Origin of the sequence: Aeromonas sp. R5-1, assembly GCF_040908265.1 — a bacterium.
In the GTDB taxonomy this organism is placed as follows: Bacteria; Pseudomonadota; Gammaproteobacteria; order Enterobacterales; family Aeromonadaceae; genus Aeromonas; species Aeromonas caviae.
This window is the reverse complement of record NZ_JBFODJ010000078.1, coordinates 1-16932: the sequence shown is the minus strand read 5'-3', so window position 1 is coordinate 16932 and position 16932 is coordinate 1. Positions and strand designations below refer to the sequence as shown.

17 protein-coding genes are annotated in these 16932 nt (G+C 63.3%); 12 read left to right on the top strand and 5 right to left on the bottom strand.

Annotation, left to right across the window (positions count from 1 at the left end):
• Positions 1-13 precede the first annotated feature (13 nt).
• Complete coding sequence (locus tag AB5Y64_RS11590; protein ID WP_053288733.1) at positions 14-1342, bottom strand: IS4 family transposase; 1329 nt, start codon at positions 1340-1342, stop codon at positions 14-16.
• Positions 1343-1509: 167 nt separating this feature from the next.
• Positions 1510-2208 (bottom strand): hydrolase, encoded by a 699-nt coding sequence (locus AB5Y64_RS11585; protein WP_279968032.1) that lies wholly within the window; start codon positions 2206-2208, stop codon positions 1510-1512.
• Positions 2209-2301: 93 nt separating this feature from the next.
• On the opposite strand from AB5Y64_RS11585, the gene AB5Y64_RS11580 reads away from it, so the two are divergent.
• Entirely contained in the window at positions 2302-2943 is a 642-nt protein-coding gene (locus tag AB5Y64_RS11580) for a TetR/AcrR family transcriptional regulator (protein ID WP_052814491.1), read from the top strand.
• Positions 2944-2953: 10 nt separating this feature from the next.
• Here the strand turns inward: AB5Y64_RS11580 and AB5Y64_RS11575 are convergent, their stop codons facing one another.
• On the bottom strand, positions 2954-4174 hold the full coding sequence (locus tag AB5Y64_RS11575) for a winged helix-turn-helix domain-containing protein (protein WP_052814490.1): 1221 nt from the start codon (positions 4172-4174) through the stop codon (positions 2954-2956).
• A gap of 74 nt (positions 4175-4248) precedes the next feature.
• Complete coding sequence (locus AB5Y64_RS11570; protein ID WP_043153164.1) at positions 4249-4890, bottom strand: class I SAM-dependent methyltransferase; 642 nt, start codon at positions 4888-4890, stop codon at positions 4249-4251.
• 187 nt (positions 4891-5077) lie between these two features.
• Between AB5Y64_RS11570 and AB5Y64_RS11565 the strand changes: the two genes are divergently transcribed.
• The 7 genes from AB5Y64_RS11565 (at position 5078) to AB5Y64_RS11535 (ending at position 11578) form a co-directional block, all read left to right on the top strand.
• The gene (locus tag AB5Y64_RS11565) at positions 5078-5743 is read left to right on the top strand and encodes a thermostable hemolysin (protein WP_052814489.1); all 666 of its coding nucleotides are present in this window, start codon (positions 5078-5080) and stop codon (positions 5741-5743) included.
• Positions 5740-7221: an AMP-binding protein gene (locus AB5Y64_RS11560; RefSeq protein ID WP_201955599.1), complete on the top strand. Its 1482-nt coding sequence runs from the start codon at positions 5740-5742 to the stop codon at positions 7219-7221. The genes AB5Y64_RS11565 and AB5Y64_RS11560 overlap by 4 nt, the downstream gene beginning before the upstream one ends.
• A complete protein-coding gene (locus AB5Y64_RS11555) occupies positions 7218-7874 on the top strand; it encodes a TenA family transcriptional regulator (protein ID WP_111896679.1) in 657 nt (218 codons plus the stop codon). The genes AB5Y64_RS11560 and AB5Y64_RS11555 overlap by 4 nt, the downstream gene beginning before the upstream one ends.
• Positions 7871-8719, top strand: a complete 849-nt coding sequence (locus tag AB5Y64_RS11550; RefSeq protein WP_053288729.1) for an SDR family oxidoreductase — start codon at positions 7871-7873, stop codon at positions 8717-8719. Before AB5Y64_RS11555 ends, AB5Y64_RS11550 begins: the two co-directional genes overlap by 4 nt.
• Position 8720: 1 nt before the next feature.
• Positions 8721-9368, top strand: coding sequence for a tetratricopeptide repeat protein (locus AB5Y64_RS11545; RefSeq protein ID WP_111896678.1), 648 nt, complete (start codon positions 8721-8723; stop codon positions 9366-9368).
• An 81-nt stretch (positions 9369-9449) separates the two neighbouring features.
• Entirely contained in the window at positions 9450-10142 is a 693-nt protein-coding gene (locus AB5Y64_RS11540) for a response regulator (RefSeq protein ID WP_041215642.1), read from the top strand.
• Positions 10139-11578, top strand: coding sequence for an ATP-binding protein (locus tag AB5Y64_RS11535; protein ID WP_045525604.1), 1440 nt, complete (start codon positions 10139-10141; stop codon positions 11576-11578). Before AB5Y64_RS11540 ends, AB5Y64_RS11535 begins: the two co-directional genes overlap by 4 nt.
• A gap of 67 nt (positions 11579-11645) precedes the next feature.
• Here the strand turns inward: AB5Y64_RS11535 and AB5Y64_RS11530 are convergent, their stop codons facing one another.
• A complete protein-coding gene (locus tag AB5Y64_RS11530) occupies positions 11646-12125 on the bottom strand; it encodes a RimK/LysX family protein (protein ID WP_234917504.1) in 480 nt (159 codons plus the stop codon).
• Positions 12126-12516: 391 nt separating this feature from the next.
• Here AB5Y64_RS11530 and AB5Y64_RS11525 point away from each other — a divergent pair, with 391 nt between their 5' ends.
• The 4 genes from AB5Y64_RS11525 to AB5Y64_RS11510 all read left to right on the top strand — a co-directional run bounded on the left by AB5Y64_RS11525 (position 12517) and on the right by AB5Y64_RS11510 (position 16919).
• Complete coding sequence (locus tag AB5Y64_RS11525; RefSeq protein ID WP_119196915.1) at positions 12517-13560, top strand: GMP reductase; 1044 nt, start codon at positions 12517-12519, stop codon at positions 13558-13560.
• Between the two features lie 95 nt (positions 13561-13655).
• Positions 13656-14852, top strand: coding sequence for an elongation factor P maturation arginine rhamnosyltransferase EarP (gene earP / locus AB5Y64_RS11520; protein WP_244062345.1), 1197 nt, complete (start codon positions 13656-13658; stop codon positions 14850-14852).
• Positions 14853-14897: 45 nt separating this feature from the next.
• The gene (gene efp, locus AB5Y64_RS11515; RefSeq protein WP_010673788.1) at positions 14898-15464 is read left to right on the top strand and encodes an elongation factor P; all 567 of its coding nucleotides are present in this window, start codon (positions 14898-14900) and stop codon (positions 15462-15464) included.
• 126 nt (positions 15465-15590) lie between these two features.
• Positions 15591-16919 carry an IS4 family transposase gene (locus AB5Y64_RS11510; protein ID WP_053288733.1) on the top strand — a complete coding sequence of 443 codons (1329 nt, stop codon included), beginning with the start codon at positions 15591-15593 and terminating at the stop codon, positions 16917-16919.
• Positions 16920-16932 lie beyond the last annotated feature (13 nt).

The window sequence follows — 16932 nt, the reverse complement described above, 5'->3', positions numbered from 1 at the left end:
TAATGCCAGTCAGTTAAGCCTGACTGGCATTGTTTTTACTAGGTTTTCTCGTCGCATACTTCTGTGGTTTGGCTTTGATGCACCTTGGGTAACTTCGTTCTCGGCGGGCGGGTAACTTGAACTGCTCTGCCTGTTTGTCCAACTCAGCGACACGCCCTGGAACCATGCCCGGTGACACAAACGGCAGGCAACTGAGTTCATGCAGCAGATACACCGATGCCATGTGAAAGCTCAACTGGCTGGCCGTATAGCCCTTTAAGCTCGCCGCCATCCTAACCATCTGATATCTCAGTAGGTTATAGGCCAATACCAAGCCCCATAGCTCCTGCCTTACTCCATCGGGTTTCTTGCTGCGCAGCGTCAGCCGGTGCTGTTGCAGGCTATGTTTCATCTCCCGATAGCCCAGCTCGATTTCCCAGCGATTCTGGTATAGCTCCATCAACTCGCTGGCCGGGAAGCGCAGCGGGTCGGTGAGCGAGGTCAGCACCTGCCGCTCCTTGCCGTTTACCGTCCGGGTCAGCAGCCGGGCTTCGAACTGCTCCGGCAACTCGCTCCACTTCTTCTTGGCCTGCGGACTGGCACTGAGGCGTACCAGCACATCCTGCCGCCCCAGCTTGCGGATGACCTCGTATTGAGCCCCCTTTTTCAGCGGAATAAGCCAGTGACGCGCTACGCCCTGGCGTTGCCAGGCATGGAGTAACCCCAGTGAGTAGAAGCCCTTATCGAACAGGGTCAGGCTATTATCGGGTGTTTTTTCAATCAGTTGCTCTGCCAACACCATCTCGTTTACCGCACAGGAGTCCATCACTGTCTGGGTCAGCAGATGACTGGTCAGCTCCATCTGACACAACATGCGGACCTGGGGATATTGCGTCTCCCCCTGGACGGTTTTCGACTTGGCAAAGGCGCCGGCATTGTCCGGAGTATCGGGCGTGCGCCAGACCACCCCGTCCACGGCCAGCAGCTGCAAGCCGGCCCAGGTGGGGTGCTGACACTGCTGATGCCAGAGTGTGGCGGTCTGCTGGAACACCTGTCGAACGGCTTGGTCAGCCAGTTTTTGGCGCGCCTGGATGAAGGCGCTGGGGACGACAAACGGCCGGTCGCCGGGTAACAGGATATCGAGCTGGTTGGCCAGCTGGGCCATAGGGACATGACGAAACAAGGACATCCCGATAATGGCCCATAGCACCCGCTCCATGGGCATGCGCCGTCGGCGCAAGGAGACGGAGCCCGTCTCGGCCAAGCAAGCCTGCACCAGTTCAGGTGACAGCAGGTCAGACAGGGACTCAAACTTTCCGGGAGGACAGGCGTGAATGAAGTCGAGAGCTTGGTCGATACGCATAAAAAAATCCGAAACCCAACAAGGAGTTTCGGATTCTTACACAGCCTGAGGATCGGTCAATGGATCCTTAACTGATCGGCATTAGGCCCAGTGCCCGGTTTTTTTATGACCATCTTCCGCGGCTCATCTCCATCCGGCAGCTGGCCTGCGCACTCGTTCGGCATCCTTCACCAGAGCCTCGGTGCCGCTTCACGGCCGTTTTCCGCGTAGTAGAGCGACGGCAGAAACTGCGCCAGATAACTGAACTCGCTGTAGCAGTGGCGCATCAGGTTGAAACCTACCTCATCCGGCACCTCGTCAAACGGGTTGGCGCAGGCTTTGCCCAGCAGAAAACGACTGCGCAGCACACAGCCATAGGGGGTGTCCCGTGCCAGGTGCAGCATCTCGCCATCCAGCGGCGCCCCCTGCTCATCCAGCGCCACCTCGTCGCCAAAGCCGATACGGGCGCAGATGGCGGCAGAGAGAGCCTGCGTCTCCCGCGCCTCGTGTAGCGATTGCGGGGCGAACACCTCTTCGGCACCGTGGAACTTGAGGCGAGCTGCCACCGGCGGCAGCTCGGCAAGCCACTCCACCGCCTCTATGCTGGCTCCCACATAACGCTCACCTTTTTTCCAGTGATGATCCCAGCCCCGGTGCTCGACATGATCGTGGGGGTGCCACCACCTGATGTGCTGGGTCGTTTCGAAGAAGGTGAACCACCAATCCAGCATGCGCCCCTTGCAGCCGTGCAGATCGGTGCGGATGGCGACCGTCAGCAGGCCGTCGGTGCTGCGAGTCAGACCCATTTCCAGGCGCAGCGGCTGCGGCCTGAGCAACTCATTGATGTCATTGACGCCCCAGGGGGCAAACAACGGGGAAGTATCCATGATGAGACTCCAATAAATTACGAAACGAAATTCGTTTCCTAATTTAAGCTATGCCTGTATGCTGGGTCTGTCAATGCTTTACAGGAGCCAATCATGTCACAGCAAACCGATGAAGAGACACGCTCACGAGGCCGTCCGGTCACCCCGGAAGCCGACCTGCGCGCCGCCCTTGCCGAAGCGACGCTGACCTTGTTGCTCAAGGGGGGCTACAGCGCTGCGACCGTGGATGCGGTGGCCAAAGAGGCGGGGGTTGCCAAGAAGACCCTCTACCGCTTCGCCGCCAATCGCGACGAGCTGGTAGCGCAGGCGGTGCGCAGCTGGACCGATGCCTTCCAGCCGGCCTTCGAGCAGGATGCAACCCACCCCGAGGCACTGGGAGAGATGCTGGAGCAGGGCTTGCAGGCGATTGCAGATCAGGTGCTGAGCGCACCGGCGGTGGGCATGTTCCGGCTACTGCAACATGAATTCGCGGGGCGGGATACCCTGCTGGCGGCCTATCAGGAGAACGGCATTGCCCGCGGCAGAGCTACGCTGGCGGCGTGGCTGCAGCGCCAGCAGCAACTGGGCTGGCTGCACGAGCTGGACGCCGCCCAGACCAGCGATCTGCTGCTGGCGATGACCATGGCGGAGCCGCTGCGCCAGATGGCGCTCGGCTTGCTGGCGCCGGGCAGCGACATCCGCGCGCGCATCACCGCGGCCGTTGCGCTGGTGCTGCCCGGCTTGATGCGAGGGTAGGCGTCCTTCCTCAGCGTGCCACCTCCTGCCATTGAGCCAACAAGGGAGCAGGAACGTTGCCATAACGCAGCAGCGGGGTCTGGTGCCACTCCGCCAGCTTCTGGATGGCCTTGCCCAGATCCTGGGCCAGGCTCTGGGTCACCCTGATCCCGTCTTCCAGATAGAGGCTCTTGACCTCAAACACCCCCTCCTTGCGATGGGCCTTGGCGTCCATCCTGCCCACCAGCTTGCCGCGATGCAGCAACGGCAGCACGAAATAACCGTACTGGCGCTTGGGGGCCGGGGTATAGCACTCGATGCGATAGTCAAAGCCAAACAACTCGCTGGCCCGCTTGCGATCCCACACCAGCGGGTCAAAGGGCGAGAGCACGGCGGTGTGGCTCGCCTTGAGGGAGCCCGCCTGGGCCCGGACCAGTTCATCGGCCAGGGAGGCGTGAACGAAGGCTCCGTGCTGCCACCCCTCCACTCGTACCGGCAACAGCTCCCCCTCGTCCGCCAGCTGGTGGAGCAGGGCGTCGTATTTCCCCCGTTTAAGGCGATAGTAATCCGCCACCCAGCCGGTCTTGACCAGCCCCAGCGCCCGGCAACTGGCTCGCACCATGTCCCGCCGGGCGAGATCAGGACTCGGCAGATCCCGCTCGTCGTTCCACTCCGGCATGACCCGCTCGGCGAGATCGTAGACCCGCTGGAAATTGCGCCGTTCGCGCACCATCAGCTGGCCTGCGGTAAACAGCACCTCCAGGTGGCGCTTTTCGGGCTTCCAGTCCCACCAGCCGTTGCCCTTGTCCCCCTTGCGCTCGAAGTCTGCCGCCCGCACCGGGCCATCCTGGCGTATGCGCTCGACTATCTGCGCTATCTCGCCGCCGTGGGTCTTGAGCCACTGGGCGGAGAACTTCCAGCCCATGGCGGCGGGATCCAGCATGCGATGGCGCAGCAGCCGGTAATCTTCCCGGGGGACGAAACAGGCCTCATGAGCCCAGTATTCGAAGAGGTCACCATCGGCCAGCAGTTGTTCCAGCCAGCGCGGATCGTAGTGGCCGAGACGGCTGAACAGCACCAGATAGGGGCTGCGGGCCACCACGGAGATGGTGTCTATCTGCAGCAACGCCATGCGGCGAATGCAGGCGAGCAGGTCGGCGGGGGTTGCTCTGGCGCGTCGCGGGGTCAGCAGCCCCTGGGCCGCCAGTTGCAGGTGGCGAGCGTCTTGCAATGAGAGGTGGGGGATCGACATGGAGATAGGGGCATCCGTTCCTGGGTATCAGGCCACCAGCATGCCCAACTCATGGCCAAATGAAAACGCCCGGCTCAGGGTTTGGTGAACACCGCCACATCCGCATGAGGAAACTCGACCTCTGCCTGCCAGCGGACCGCCAGGGCACGGAACGAGGCCTCGGCGAAGAAGACGATGTGGGTGGGATCGTGGCGATAGCGCCAGGTCTTGAAGCGCTCGTCCCCCAGCACCCGCTGGGTCTGCAACACCAGTACCCCGCCGGGCTTGAGACAGCCCCAGAGCGTGTCCAGCACGGCGCGGGGGGTGGCGATGTGCTCTATCACCTCGGTGCTGGTGATGAAGTCATATTGCCTTGTCAGGCACTCTGGGTCGTCGGCATAGAACTTGTCGTAGCCCGCCATCTCGAAGCCCGCCTCCCGCCCCATGGCGATGAGGGCGGGCCCGGGGCCGCAGCCAAAATCGAGGCCGCTGGCAGGAGGCGACACCCGGGCCAGCACCTCGCCAAAGGCACGCATCAGAAAGGCCCGGTAGCGGGGATCGTCCACCCGGTTGTCGTGCCCGTCATAGACCGCCTTCTCGGCCCCCTCGTCCAGGTGGTCCGCCTCGTCCATCCAGACCAGCTCGCACGCCAGGCAGCGGTAATAGCCCTTGCCCGCCACCGGCAGGGCATGGTGCCGAGGGGAGAGACACAGGGGACAGTGAACAGGGGATGACATGGCAGCTCCTCGGGTGGCGACAGCGGGGCAGATTGCCTGCCACGCCCGCTGCTGGCAACTGTTTTGTCTGGAGCCCCCATCGACCCCCGTTCACCCCCCGCCAGTTTTTTTCGTCTTTTTTTGCGCCTTAAGGGTTTCTTAAGTTTGCCCTTTTACTCTCATCCCATCGCAAGAGAAGGAGCCAACCATGACCATCGAGATCCAAGCCCCCTACCGGTTGATCCTGGCCGAATCCCCGCAGCAGGTCATGGCGCTGCAAACCTATATCCAGGCCGCCTACACCCTCGAGTTCAACGCCCGCATTCCCCATTTCCTGCCTTGCCTGCTCGGGCTCTACCGGGCAGATGGCGTGCTGGTCGGTGCCTGCGGCCTTAACCAGGCCTGCCATGGCGAGCACGAGCAACCGCTCTATCTGGAGCAATATCTGGAGCAGCCTGTCGAGGCCGCCATCGAGACCCGTCTCGGGGTCCGTCCGGCCCGCCACCGCATCATCGAAGTGGGCAATCTTGCCTGCAGCGAACCGGGTCACGCCCGCCTGATGTTTGCCGCGCTGTGCCGTCTGCTGTGTGACAACGCCCTGGACTACGTGGTGTTCACCGGCACCGCCAAGCTGCGCAACAGCTTTACCCGCCTGCGTCTCAACCCGGTGAAGCTGGCACTCGCAGAGGCCCATCAGGTGGGAGAGGATGCCAGCGCCTGGGGCGAATACTACCGCTGCCAGCCCAAGGTGATGGCAGGCGACATCAACCAGGGGCGCGAGGTGCTCGCACAGAGCAGCCTGCTGCTCAACCTGCTGGGGCCCATGCCCCGCCTTTTTAACCATGCCGACATCGACAGGAGGTGCGCGCAATGACGCTGTTCGACACCATCGCCCACCATGCCAGCCAGACCCCGCTCCAGCCTGCACTGCTAGGCAGCCAGGGTGAGCTGGATTACCAGAGCCTGTGGCAGCAGATCCAGCAACTGGCTGGCGTGCTGCAAGGGGCCGGCATCCGCCGCCTGGCCCTGCAACTCGACAACGGCCTGCCCTGGGCGCTGATCGATCTCGCCTGCACCTGGGCCGGCATCGTGGTCATCCCGGTTCCCCACTTCTTCAGTCCGGCGCAGCAGACGTGGCTGCTTGAAAGCAGCGGAGCAGACGCCCTGGTCGGCCCGGAGCACCAGGGGTGGCAAGCCGCCTCACCCCTCGTGCTCATGGCAGGCAGGCCCGATGAGCAGGCCGTGCCCCTGTGGCGCCGCATCCCGGCCCGCCTCCCCGAGCTGCCAGCAGGCACCGCCAAGATCACCTATACCTCGGGCACCACGGGGCAACCCAAGGGCGTCTGCCTGTCGCTGGAACAGATGACGGCGGTCTGCGGATCCCTTGCCCTGCGGGTGGCCCCTGCCCGGGTTGAGAAGCACCTGACCCTGCTGCCCCTCACCACCTTGCTGGAGAACCTGACCGGCTTGTATGTACCGCTGCTGACCGGCGCCTGCAGCCGCATCCCCTCCCTGGGGGAACTCGGCTTCTCGGGCTCCAGCAAGCTGGATCCTGCGGCCCTGGCCCAGGCACTGCTGCGCTGGCCCAGCCACAGCCTGGTGCTGGTACCCGAGTTGCTGCGCCTGCTGCTGGCCCTGTGCCTCAATACCCCTGCCCTGGCGAAACAGCTCGGCACCCTGCGCTTCGTCGCCGTGGGCGGCGGCAAGGTCGCCCCCGAACTCATCGCTCACGCCCGTGCGGCGGGGCTGCCGGTCTTCGAGGGATACGGTCTCTCCGAATGCGGCTCCGTGGTCGCCCTGAACGGCCCCCACGGGGATCGTCCCGGCAGCGTCGGCCTGCCCCTGCCCCACTGCCAGGTGACGATCGCCGCAGACGGCGAAGTCATGGTCAGCGGCAGCGCCATGCTGGGCTACCTGGGGGAAGAGGGCGAGACGGGCAGCCAGATCGCCACAGGGGATCTGGGTCGGCTCGACGAGGAGGGCTACCTGCACATCACGGGGCGCAAGAAGAACGTGCAGATCACCGCCTTTGGCCGCAACTTCTCCCCGGAGTGGGTGGAAGCCCAGGCCCAGCTCTGCCCGGCCATCGCCCGCATCGTCATCTTCGGTGACGGTCAGCCCGCCAACGTGGCCCTTATCCAGCCGCTGCCGGGCAGCCAGTCCCAATTGCCAGAGCAGATTGCCCGGCTCAACCAGCAGTTGCCCGATTACGCCCGCATCCATCACTGGTTGCCGGTCGCCCTGGATCAGCTCCCTGGCCTCCTGACGGCCAACGGGCGCCCCCGTCGCAACGAGATTTATCACCATTTTTCCCGGCAGATCAGCCAATGCCTCACAGGAGAGACCTCATGAGCTTCTACCAGACCCTGCAACAAGCCACCGCCTGCGAGCGCGAACGCCTGTTCAACGCCCCCATCATCGAGGCCTGCCGCCGCGGCGACATCAGCCGTGACACCTACCTCGCCTTCCTGGCACAGGCCTACTACCACGTGCGCCACACGGTGCCTCTCCTGATGGCCACCGGCGGCAAGCTGGGGCAGGAGTACGAATGGGTGCGTGGCGCCATCAGGGAGTACATCGACGAGGAGTACGGCCATCAGGAGTGGATCCTGAACGACATCCGTGCCTGCGGCGGTGATGCCGAGGCGGTGCGCCACGGCCAGCCGGGCCTGCCCATCGAGTTGATGGTGGCCTTCCTCTACGACCAGATCCAGCGCGGCAACCCCATGGGCTTCTTCGGCATGGTGCAGGTGCTGGAAGGCACCAGCGTCGCCATCGCCCTGACCGTCGCCGACCAGCTCAAGAGCGGTCTGGGTCTGCCGCCCCAGGCCATGAGCTACCTGAGCTCCCACGGGGCCCTGGACCAGGAGCACCTCAAGTTCTTCGAATCCCTGATGAACCGGGTGGATGATGCCGCCGATCAGGCCGCCATCATTCACGCCGCCAAGGTGGTCTACCGCCTCTATGGCGACATGCTCTATCAGCTCACGGGATCCTGCCAATGAAGCTTGAAGGCAAACGCATACTGCTGACTGGCGCCAGTGGCGGCATTGGTGAAGCCCTGGCCCATGAACTGGCGGCCCAGGGTGCCCATCTGCTGCTGCACGGTCGTCGGGCCAGCGCCCTGGAGCGCCTGCGCCGGGAGCTGCCTCATCCGGATCGCCACCAGACGGTGACGGCCGATCTCGGCTCTCCTCATGAGCGGGCGCAGCTGCTGCAACACCCGGCCCTGGACGAGGGGCTGGACGTGCTCATCAACAGTGCGGGCTGCAACCAGTTCGCCTGGCTGGAGGATCAGAGCAGCGAGCAGGTGACACGCCAGTTGCTGCTCAACGTCGAGGCGCCCATCCAGCTCACCCGGGCCCTGCTGCCCCGGCTGCGCAAGCCCGCCATCATCATGAACATCGGCTCCAGCCTCGGGGCCATCGGTTTTGCCGGCTACAGCGTCTATTGCGCCAGCAAGTTCGCCATGCGCGGCTTCAGCGAGTCCCTGGGGCGGGAGCTGGAGGGAACCGGCATCAAGGTGCTGCACTTTGCCCCCCGTGCCACCCGCACCCACCTCAACTCCGAGGCAGCCTATGCCATGAATGCCGAGCTCGGCACCCGGACCGACAGCCCACAGGACGTGGCCGAGGAGGCCGTCATCGCCCTGTGCAACGAGACACGCCGCCGCTGGCTCGGCTGGCCGGAAAAGCTCTTTGTGCGGCTCAACGGCCTGCTGCCCGCCTTGGTGGACATGGCCCTGGCCAAGCAGCGCCCGATCATCGAGCGCCACGCCCGCCGCACTGCCTCCCCAGCCCCCGAGCACAGGAGCGATCCCGCCTGTGCGACAAACGAGAAGGAACATTGAGATGAAGCACACCACTTTCCGTCCCCGATTTGGTCACGGCCCCCTGTTGCTTACCCTGGGAGGCCTGCTGGCAAGCGGTCTGGCCCAGGCCGCCGATGCCCTGCCCACCATTCAGCAGGAGTGGGCCCACTGCCAGTACCAGCAGACCGGAAAAGCCAAGGAGAGCTGCCTGGAGAGCCTGAGTGCCAAGGCCGATGAGGCGAGCGCCAAGGAGGCATTTCGCACCGATCTGCTGATCTGGTCCGCCATCGTCAAGAGCACCTGGGCGGGGGCCAAGGGCGGCCTCGGCGCCCTGAGCCTGGTGAAGGAGGCCAAGGCCAAGCTCGAGATCGCCATCAAGCAGGATCCCAAGGCGCTGGAAGGCTCGGCCTACACCAGCCTGGGCTCCCTCTACTACCAGGTGCCGGGCTGGCCGGTGGGCTTTGGAGACGACGAGAAGGCGGAGAAGCTGCTCAAGCAGGCGCTGGCCATCAATCCCACCGGCATCGACCCCAACTTCTTCTACGGCGACTTCCTGCTAGATCAGGGTGACAAGGCACAGGCGAAGGTCTATCTGGACAAGGCCCTGGCCGCCCCGGCGCGCCCTGGCCGCGAGGTGGCGGACGAGGGCCGCAGAATGGAAATTCGCGAGCGTCTCGCCAAGCTGTAAACACAAGCAGCACAGTGTGCTATTTCAACTCTGCCCACCAGCTTGCATACTGGTGGGCAGTGTCGTTTGAGGGAGAGAACAATGCGGATCCTGTTGGTGGAAGATGATGTGATGCTGGGAGACGGCATGGTTGATGCCCTGCGCAGCAGCGGCTACACGGTGGACTGGCTCCAGCAGGGGATGCCGGCCCTCTCGGCGCTCAAGAGCGAGGAATTTGCCGCCCTTGTCCTGGATCTCAACCTGCCGGACATCGACGGCATCAGCCTGCTGCGCAAGTTGCGCCGGGAGGGGCAGACCCTGCCCGTGCTCATCCTGACCGCCCGTGATGCCCTGGACGACCGGGTGCTGGGGCTGGATGCAGGCTCCGACGACTACATGGTCAAACCCTTCGCCCTGCAGGAGCTCAACGCCCGGCTGCGCGCCCTGGTGCGGCGCAGCAAGGGGCAGGCCCAGGCGGTGCTGGAGTACGGGGAGCTGCAGCTCTTCCCCGCGTCACAGCAGGTCACCTATCGGGGCGAGCCGGTCAAGCTCACCCCCCACGAGTACAAGCTGTTGCAGGAGCTCATCACCCAGAGCGGCCGGGTATTGAGCCGGGATCAACTGCAACAGAGCCTCTACGGCTGGGACGAGGGGGCAGAGAGCAACGCGGTGGAGGTGCACATTCACCATCTGCGCAAGAAGTTCTTCCCCGAGCTCATCCGCAACATTCGCGGCGTCGGTTACATCGTGCCCCAGCTCGACGTCCAGGGCGCAAGAGGAGCCTCCGCCCCATGAGCCGTGTCCGTTCCATCCGCCGTTTCCTGCTCTCCGGCATCCTGGCCCTGGTCAGCCTCAGCCTCGCCATCAGCGGCCTTATCGGCTACCTGCAGGCCAACCACGAAATGGAAGAGCTGTTTGATGCCCGTCTCGCCCAGTCCGCCCGCATCACCAACCAGTTGCTCAGCCGCTATCTCAAGCAGAGCGGCGAGCTGCCGCGCAACGGCACCGTGTACCAGGAGTGGGTGCAGGCCGTCCCCGAGACGCCCCACATCGAGAAGGGCGGCTTCTTCCAGTTCGGCCAGGACAACGAATTCACCCCCTATGGCCATGAATTCGAACACAACCTCTACTTCCAGTTGCTGAGCGAGCAGGGCGCCGTGCTGCTGCGCTCGCCCAATGCCCCGGCCCAACCGTTGACCACCCTGGAGCGGGGCTTCAACAGCGAGACCAAGGATCATCACGAGTGGCGCACCTTTACCCTCTACAACGAAGGTGAACAGACCTGGCTCATCGTGGCGGAGCGGGATGACGAACGCAGCGAGCTGGCCAGCAAGATGGCCACCCTCACCATGCTGCCCCTCTTCATCACCCTGCCCTTCCTGCTCGGTCTGCTGTGGTGGCTGATCACCCGGGGGCTGTCACCGCTGCACCAGCTGGCGCAAGCCATCGGCGAGCGTCATCCCGCCAACCTGAGCCCCCTCAATCTTGCCATCAAGGCCGAGGAGCTGACGCCGCTGGTGGGGGAGATCAACCGGCTGATGCACGCCCTCGCTGACACCCTGGATCGGGAGAAACAGTTCACCAACGAGGCCGCCCACGAGCTGCGCACGCCCCTCGCGGTGCTGCGCATCCACAGCGAGAACGCCATGACGGCCGAGGATGATCAGAGCCGGGAGCAGGCCCTGCGCAAGATGCTCTTGGCCCTCGATCGCAGCGATCGGCTGATCCGCCAGTTGCTGACCCAGGCCCGCATCGACAACCAGCAGAGCCCGGCCCTCACCGCCCTCCCCCTCTTCCCCCTGTTGCAGGGCACCCTGGCGACCCTGGCCCCCATCGCCCTGAAAAAGGACCAGCAGCTGTCCCTGGAGGGCGCCGAACAGGTGCAGGTAATGGGACAGGCAATGTTGCTGGAGCTGATGTTCGGCAACCTCATCGACAATGCGCTGCGCTACACCCAGGTGGGCGGCGAGGTCGCCGTGGTGGTGAGCCAGGTGGGCAACCGGATCCGGGTGGATGTGCGGGACAACGGCCCCGGCATCCCCACCGCCGCCCTCTCCCGGCTGTGCGAGCGCTTCTTCCGGGTCAATCCCCAGCAGGGGGATGGCGTGGGCCTTGGCATGGCCATCGTCTCGCGCATCGCCCAGCTTCACGGAGCGGATCTCGACATCCACAACCGGCCCGAAGGGGGGCTCGAAGTGAGCGTGCTGCTGCCCGCCTCGCGCCAGGCATGAGGGGTCAGCCTTTGCACACGCCATGAAAAACGGGGGCCAGGCCCCCGTTTTTCATGGCTGCACCACCCTAGTCGCAGGTGGGCTGTACCGTGAAGGTCCGGCTCGAATCCACCGGTCCCAGCTCCGCCAGCAGACGGCGCCCCAGCAGCACCGGGTAGATCATCTTGCTGCGATCCCGCAGGGTGAACCACTCCTTGTAGACCTGGTCCCCGACGCAGACGGACATGGTCACCGTCGGGCGCTGCTCCATGCCGCCCGCCCCGCGCACCGTCACGCTGCGCTCCACAGGTCGCTCCACGCTCCGGCGCACCACCTTGTCGGTATTGGCATCGGTCAGCACCAGGTTGAAGCTCACCCAGGGCTTGCCATCCTTCTTGAAATGCTTCAGGTCGCGGGCATCCAGCGACGAAGTGAGGGCACCGGTATCGAGCTTCATCTTGACCGCCACCCCGTAGGGCATCAGCACCCCCTTCTCGATCCAGCCATAGCTGGTCTGGGCCGCCATCGCGCTGCCGCACAGCGCCCACATCATGGCCGCCGCCACCATTCTCTTGCCCATCTTGCTCTCTTGCCTTGTCAGTCTTGCGCCCAGATGTATCACAGCCAACTGCCGGGTCAACCGGATTCTGGCGCGCAGGGGAGCGGGCTCTGGACGCGGTACCAACAGACGACAATCCATGCCGGGTACGGCGCGTGAGTGGGGAATGAAGCAGGAAAACGAGGGGAGAACAGGGTGCGGGATGACGCTGGCGGCCATCCTCAGGTTGTGACGCCAAAGGCTACCACAGCGGTGCGTGAATTATCAGTCTTGTTCTGACGGGATTTTTGCCTACACTGCTGTAAACCGGAGGGCCTGAAAACCACCGGTTTTTTTGCGCCTGCCGAAAAGTTGCCACTGCAAAGTGACCTCTCACACAAGGCTCAATAAGGAATTCGCAATGCGTATCGAAGAAGACTTGAAGCTCGGTTTCAAGGATGTCCTGTTTCGCCCCAAGCGCTCTACTCTCAAGAGCCGTTCCCAAGTCAGCCTGACCCGCCAGTTCACCTTCAAGCACACCCAGACCCGATGGCAGGGCGTGCCCGTCATCGCCGCCAACATGGATACCGTCGGCAGCTTCGCCATGGCGCGTACCCTGGCCAGCTTCGAGATGATGACGGCGGTGCACAAGCACTACAGCCTTGCGCAGTGGCAAACCTTCGTCAATGAGACCGACCCGGCCCTGCTGGGCCACGTAATGGTCTCTACCGGCACCTCGGAGGAGGACTTCACCAAGACCCGCCAGATCCTCGCGATGTCCAGCGCCCTGCGCTTCATCTGCGTGGACGTGGCCAACGGCTACTCCCAGCACTTCGTCGAGTTTTTGCGCAAAATTCGTGACGCCTGCCCCAACCACGTCATCCTGGCGGGCAACGTGGTGACCGGCGAGATGGTGGAGGAGCTGATCCTCTCCGGCGCCGACATCGTCAAGGTGGGCATAGGCCCGGGCTCGGTCTGCACCACCCGGGTCAAGACCGGGGTCGGCTACCCGCAGCTCTCCGCCATCATCGAGTGTGCCGATGCGGCCCACGGCCTGGGTGGCCAGATCGTCGGTGACGGCGGCTGCACCTGCCCGGGGGATGTGGCCAAGGCGTTTGGCGGCGGTGCCGACTTCGTGATGCTGGGGGGCATGCTGGCCGCTCACGAAGAGTGCGGCGGTGAAATCGTCGAGGTCGATGGCGAGCCCTTCATGAAGTTCTACGGCATGAGCTCGGCCAGCGCCATGGACAAGCACGCCGGCGGTGTCGCCGAGTATCGCGCCTCCGAAGGCAAAACCGTGCTGCTGCCCTACCGCGGCCCGGTGGAGAACACGGTGCGCGACATCCTGGGCGGGGTGCGCTCCACCTGCACCTATGTGGGTGCCAGCCAGCTGAAAGAGCTCACCAAACGCACCACCTTCATCCGGGTGCGCGAGCAGGAGAACAACGTCTACGGCAAGGAGTAACCTGCCACAGACCCCGTCACGCGCTGACGGTTAGAAGCCGACCAACCGGTGTGCTACCCTGCGCACCGGTTTTTTTGCATCTGGGATCCCGCGCCATGACAAGCCCTCTCCCCCCCTTCGACTGGGACATCTTCTGCTGCGTCGTCGACAACTTCGGTGACATCGGCGTCACCTGGCGACTCGCCCGCCAGCTCAAACAGGAAGGCGCGCTCCCGGCGCAGAAGAGTGAGCTGCAGGTGCGGCTCTGGGTGGACGATCTGGCTAGCTTCGCCCGCATCTGCCCGGCGCTCGACCCCGCACAGGACGGTCAGTGGGTCGATGGCATCTATGTCCAGCACTGGCACGAGCGCCTCCCCGCCGACATGACACCGGCCAGGGTGGTCATCGAGGCGTTTGCCTGCGAGCTGCCCGCCCTCTTTATCGAACGCATGGCCGAGCAGACCCCCCCCCCCTGCTGGATCAACCTCGAATACCTCTCGGCCGAGAGCTGGGTCGAGGATTGCCATGGCCTCGCCTCGCCCCAGCAGGTCGGCAGCCGGCGCCTCGACAAGTACTTCTTCTTCCCGGGTTTCACGCAGAAAACGGGCGGCCTCTTGTGCGAGCACGGCCTCATCGTCGAGCGCGAGCGCTGGCAACAGGATGAAGCGGGACTGGCCGCCTACTGGGCCAGCCTCGGCCTGCCGCCCCAACGAGAAGACGAGCTGCGGGTCAGCCTCTTTACCTACGAGAGCGAGGCGCTCAGGAGCCTGGTCGAGGGCTGGCGCCAGAGCGTCACCCCCGTCACCCTGCTGCTGCCGCTGGGGCGCTCCCTCGACGACGTGCTCATCGGCGCAGGGCTGGCAGAGGCCATTCCCGGTGCCCGGGCCGGAGATCTGCTCCAGGCGGGCAACCTCACCATCAAGCTGCTGCCGATGACCGATCAGAGGGGCTACGATCGCCTGCTGTGGAGCTGCGATCTCAACCTGGTGCGCGGGGAGGACTCCTTCGTGCGGGCCCAGTGGGCGGGGCGCCCCTTCCTCTGGCACATCTACAAGCAGGAAGAGGATGCCCACATGGTCAAGCTGGACGGTTTTCTCGACCACTACCTCTCCCCCTTGCCAGCGCCGGCCGGTCAGTGGCTGCGCCGCTTCAACCATGCCCTCAACCGGGGGGAGCATACGGGTGAACTCTGGGCACAATGGCCGCAATACGCGGCCATATGGCAGCAACATGGGCGCACCTGGCCACAGAGGCTGCTGGCGGACGGGGATCTCGTCACGAGGTTGGTGAAATTTTTAGAAAGCCGTATATAATCTGGCAGTTTTTATCCGTCCGTTTCACGAACAGGAATTTTTTACATGAAAACCGCACAGGAAATCCGCGCTGGTAACGTAGTCATGATCGGCACCGAGCCGATGGTGGTCCAGAAGGCTGAATTCAACAAATCCGGCCGTAACTCCGCCGTGGTCAAGATGAAGCTGAAGGGTCTGCTGAACGGCAGCGCCACCGAGACCGTCTTCAAGGCCGACGACAAGCTGGAAGTCGTTCAGCTGGAGCGTAAAGAGTGCACCTACTCCTACTACTCCGACCCGCTGTATGTCTTCATGGACACCGAGTACAACCAGTACGATGTCGAGAAAGACAACCTGGGTGATGCCCTGAACTACCTGGTAGACGGCATGGAAGACCTCTGCGAAGTGACTTTCTACAACGAGAAAGCCATCTCCGTAGAACTGCCGACCACCATCGTGCGTGAAGTCGAGTACACCGAGCCGGCCGCCCGTGGCGACACCTCCGGTAAAGTGACCAAGCCTGCCCGCCTGAAGGGCACCTCCTACGAGCTGGCCGTTGCCGCCTTCGTGGAGATCGGTGACAAGATCGAAATCGACACCCGTACCGGTGAATTCAAGCGTCGCGTCAACTAAGTTGACCCCTTGATGTGATTGCAAAAAAAGCGAGCCAAGGCTTAATGCCGATCAGTTAAGGATCCATTGACCGATCCTCAGGCTGTGTAAGAATCCGAAACTCCTTGTTGGGTTTCGGATTTTTTTATGCGTATCGACCAAGCTCTCGACTTCATTCACGCCTGTCCTCCCGGAAAGTTTGAGTCCCTGTCTGACCTGCTGTCACCTGAACTGGTGCAGGCTTGCTTGGCCGAGACGGGCTCCGTCTCCTTGCGCCGACGGCGCATGCCCATGGAGCGGGTGCTATGGGCCATTATCGGGATGTCCTTGTTTCGTCATGTCCCTATGGCCCAGCTGGCCAACCAGCTCGATATCCTGTTACCCGGCGACCGGCCGTTTGTCGTCCCCAGCGCCTTCATCCAGGCGCGCCAAAAACTGGCTGACCAAGCCGTTCGACAGGTGTTCCAGCAGACCGCCACACTCTGGCATCAGCAGTGTCAGCACCCCACCTGGGCCGGCTTGCAGCTGCTGGCCGTGGACGGGGTGGTCTGGCGCACGCCCGATACTCCGGACAATGCCGGCGCCTTTGCCAAGTCGAAAACCGTCCAGGGGGAGACGCAATATCCCCAGGTCCGCATGTTGTGTCAGATGGAGCTGACCAGTCATCTGCTGACCCAGACAGTGATGGACTCCTGTGCGGTAAACGAGATGGTGTTGGCAGAGCAACTGATTGAAAAAACACCCGATAATAGCCTGACCCTGTTCGATAAGGGCTTCTACTCACTGGGGTTACTCCATGCCTGGCAACGCCAGGGCGTAGCGCGTCACTGGCTTATTCCGCTGAAAAAGGGGGCTCAATACGAGGTCATCCGCAAGCTGGGGCGGCAGGATGTGCTGGTACGCCTCAGTGCCAGTCCGCAGGCCAAGAAGAAGTGGAGCGAGTTGCCGGAGCAGTTCGAAGCCCGGCTGCTGACCCGGACGGTAAACGGCAAGGAGCGGCAGGTGCTGACCTCGCTCACCGACCCGCTGCGCTTCCCGGCCAGCGAGTTGATGGAGCTATACCAGAATCGCTGGGAAATCGAGCTGGGCTATCGGGAGATGAAACATAGCCTGCAACAGCACCGGCTGACGCTGCGCAGCAAGAAACCCGATGGAGTAAGGCAGGAGCTATGGGGCTTGGTATTGGCCTATAACCTACTGAGATATCAGATGGTTAGGATGGCGGCGAGCTTAAAGGGCTATACGGCCAGCCAGTTGAGCTTTCACATGGCATCGGTGTATCTGCTGCATGAACTCAGTTGCCTGCCGTTTGTGTCACCGGGCATGGTTCCAGGGCGTGTCGCTGAGTTGGACAAACAGGCAGAGCAGTTCAAGTTACCCGCCCGCCGAGAACGAAGTTACCCAAGGTGCATCAAAGCCAAACCACAGAAGTATGCGACGAGAAAACCTAGTAAAAACAATGCCAGTCAGGCTTAACTGACTGGCATTA

Excerpts from the sequence above, each read along its gene's own strand:
- AB5Y64_RS11590 (WP_053288733.1), bottom strand. The coding sequence starts at position 1,342 with ATGCGTATCGACCAAGCTCTCGACTTCATTCACGCCTGTCCTCCCGGA.
- AB5Y64_RS11585 (WP_279968032.1), bottom strand. The coding sequence starts at position 2,208 with ATGGATACTTCCCCGTTGTTTGCCCCCTGGGGCGTCAATGACATCAAT.
- AB5Y64_RS11580 (WP_052814491.1), top strand. The coding sequence starts at position 2,302 with ATGTCACAGCAAACCGATGAAGAGACACGCTCACGAGGCCGTCCGGTC.
- AB5Y64_RS11575 (WP_052814490.1), bottom strand. The coding sequence starts at position 4,174 with ATGTCGATCCCCCACCTCTCATTGCAAGACGCTCGCCACCTGCAACTG.
- AB5Y64_RS11570 (WP_043153164.1), bottom strand. The coding sequence starts at position 4,890 with ATGTCATCCCCTGTTCACTGTCCCCTGTGTCTCTCCCCTCGGCACCAT.
- AB5Y64_RS11565 (WP_052814489.1), top strand. The coding sequence starts at position 5,078 with ATGACCATCGAGATCCAAGCCCCCTACCGGTTGATCCTGGCCGAATCC.
- AB5Y64_RS11560 (WP_201955599.1), top strand. The coding sequence starts at position 5,740 with ATGACGCTGTTCGACACCATCGCCCACCATGCCAGCCAGACCCCGCTC.
- AB5Y64_RS11555 (WP_111896679.1), top strand. The coding sequence starts at position 7,218 with ATGAGCTTCTACCAGACCCTGCAACAAGCCACCGCCTGCGAGCGCGAA.
- AB5Y64_RS11550 (WP_053288729.1), top strand. The coding sequence starts at position 7,871 with ATGAAGCTTGAAGGCAAACGCATACTGCTGACTGGCGCCAGTGGCGGC.
- AB5Y64_RS11545 (WP_111896678.1), top strand. The coding sequence starts at position 8,721 with ATGAAGCACACCACTTTCCGTCCCCGATTTGGTCACGGCCCCCTGTTG.
- AB5Y64_RS11540 (WP_041215642.1), top strand. The coding sequence starts at position 9,450 with ATGCGGATCCTGTTGGTGGAAGATGATGTGATGCTGGGAGACGGCATG.
- AB5Y64_RS11535 (WP_045525604.1), top strand. The coding sequence starts at position 10,139 with ATGAGCCGTGTCCGTTCCATCCGCCGTTTCCTGCTCTCCGGCATCCTG.
- AB5Y64_RS11530 (WP_234917504.1), bottom strand. The coding sequence starts at position 12,125 with ATGGTGGCGGCGGCCATGATGTGGGCGCTGTGCGGCAGCGCGATGGCG.
- AB5Y64_RS11525 (WP_119196915.1), top strand. The coding sequence starts at position 12,517 with ATGCGTATCGAAGAAGACTTGAAGCTCGGTTTCAAGGATGTCCTGTTT.
- earP (WP_244062345.1), top strand. The coding sequence starts at position 13,656 with ATGACAAGCCCTCTCCCCCCCTTCGACTGGGACATCTTCTGCTGCGTC.
- efp (WP_010673788.1), top strand. The coding sequence starts at position 14,898 with ATGAAAACCGCACAGGAAATCCGCGCTGGTAACGTAGTCATGATCGGC.
- AB5Y64_RS11510 (WP_053288733.1), top strand. The coding sequence starts at position 15,591 with ATGCGTATCGACCAAGCTCTCGACTTCATTCACGCCTGTCCTCCCGGA.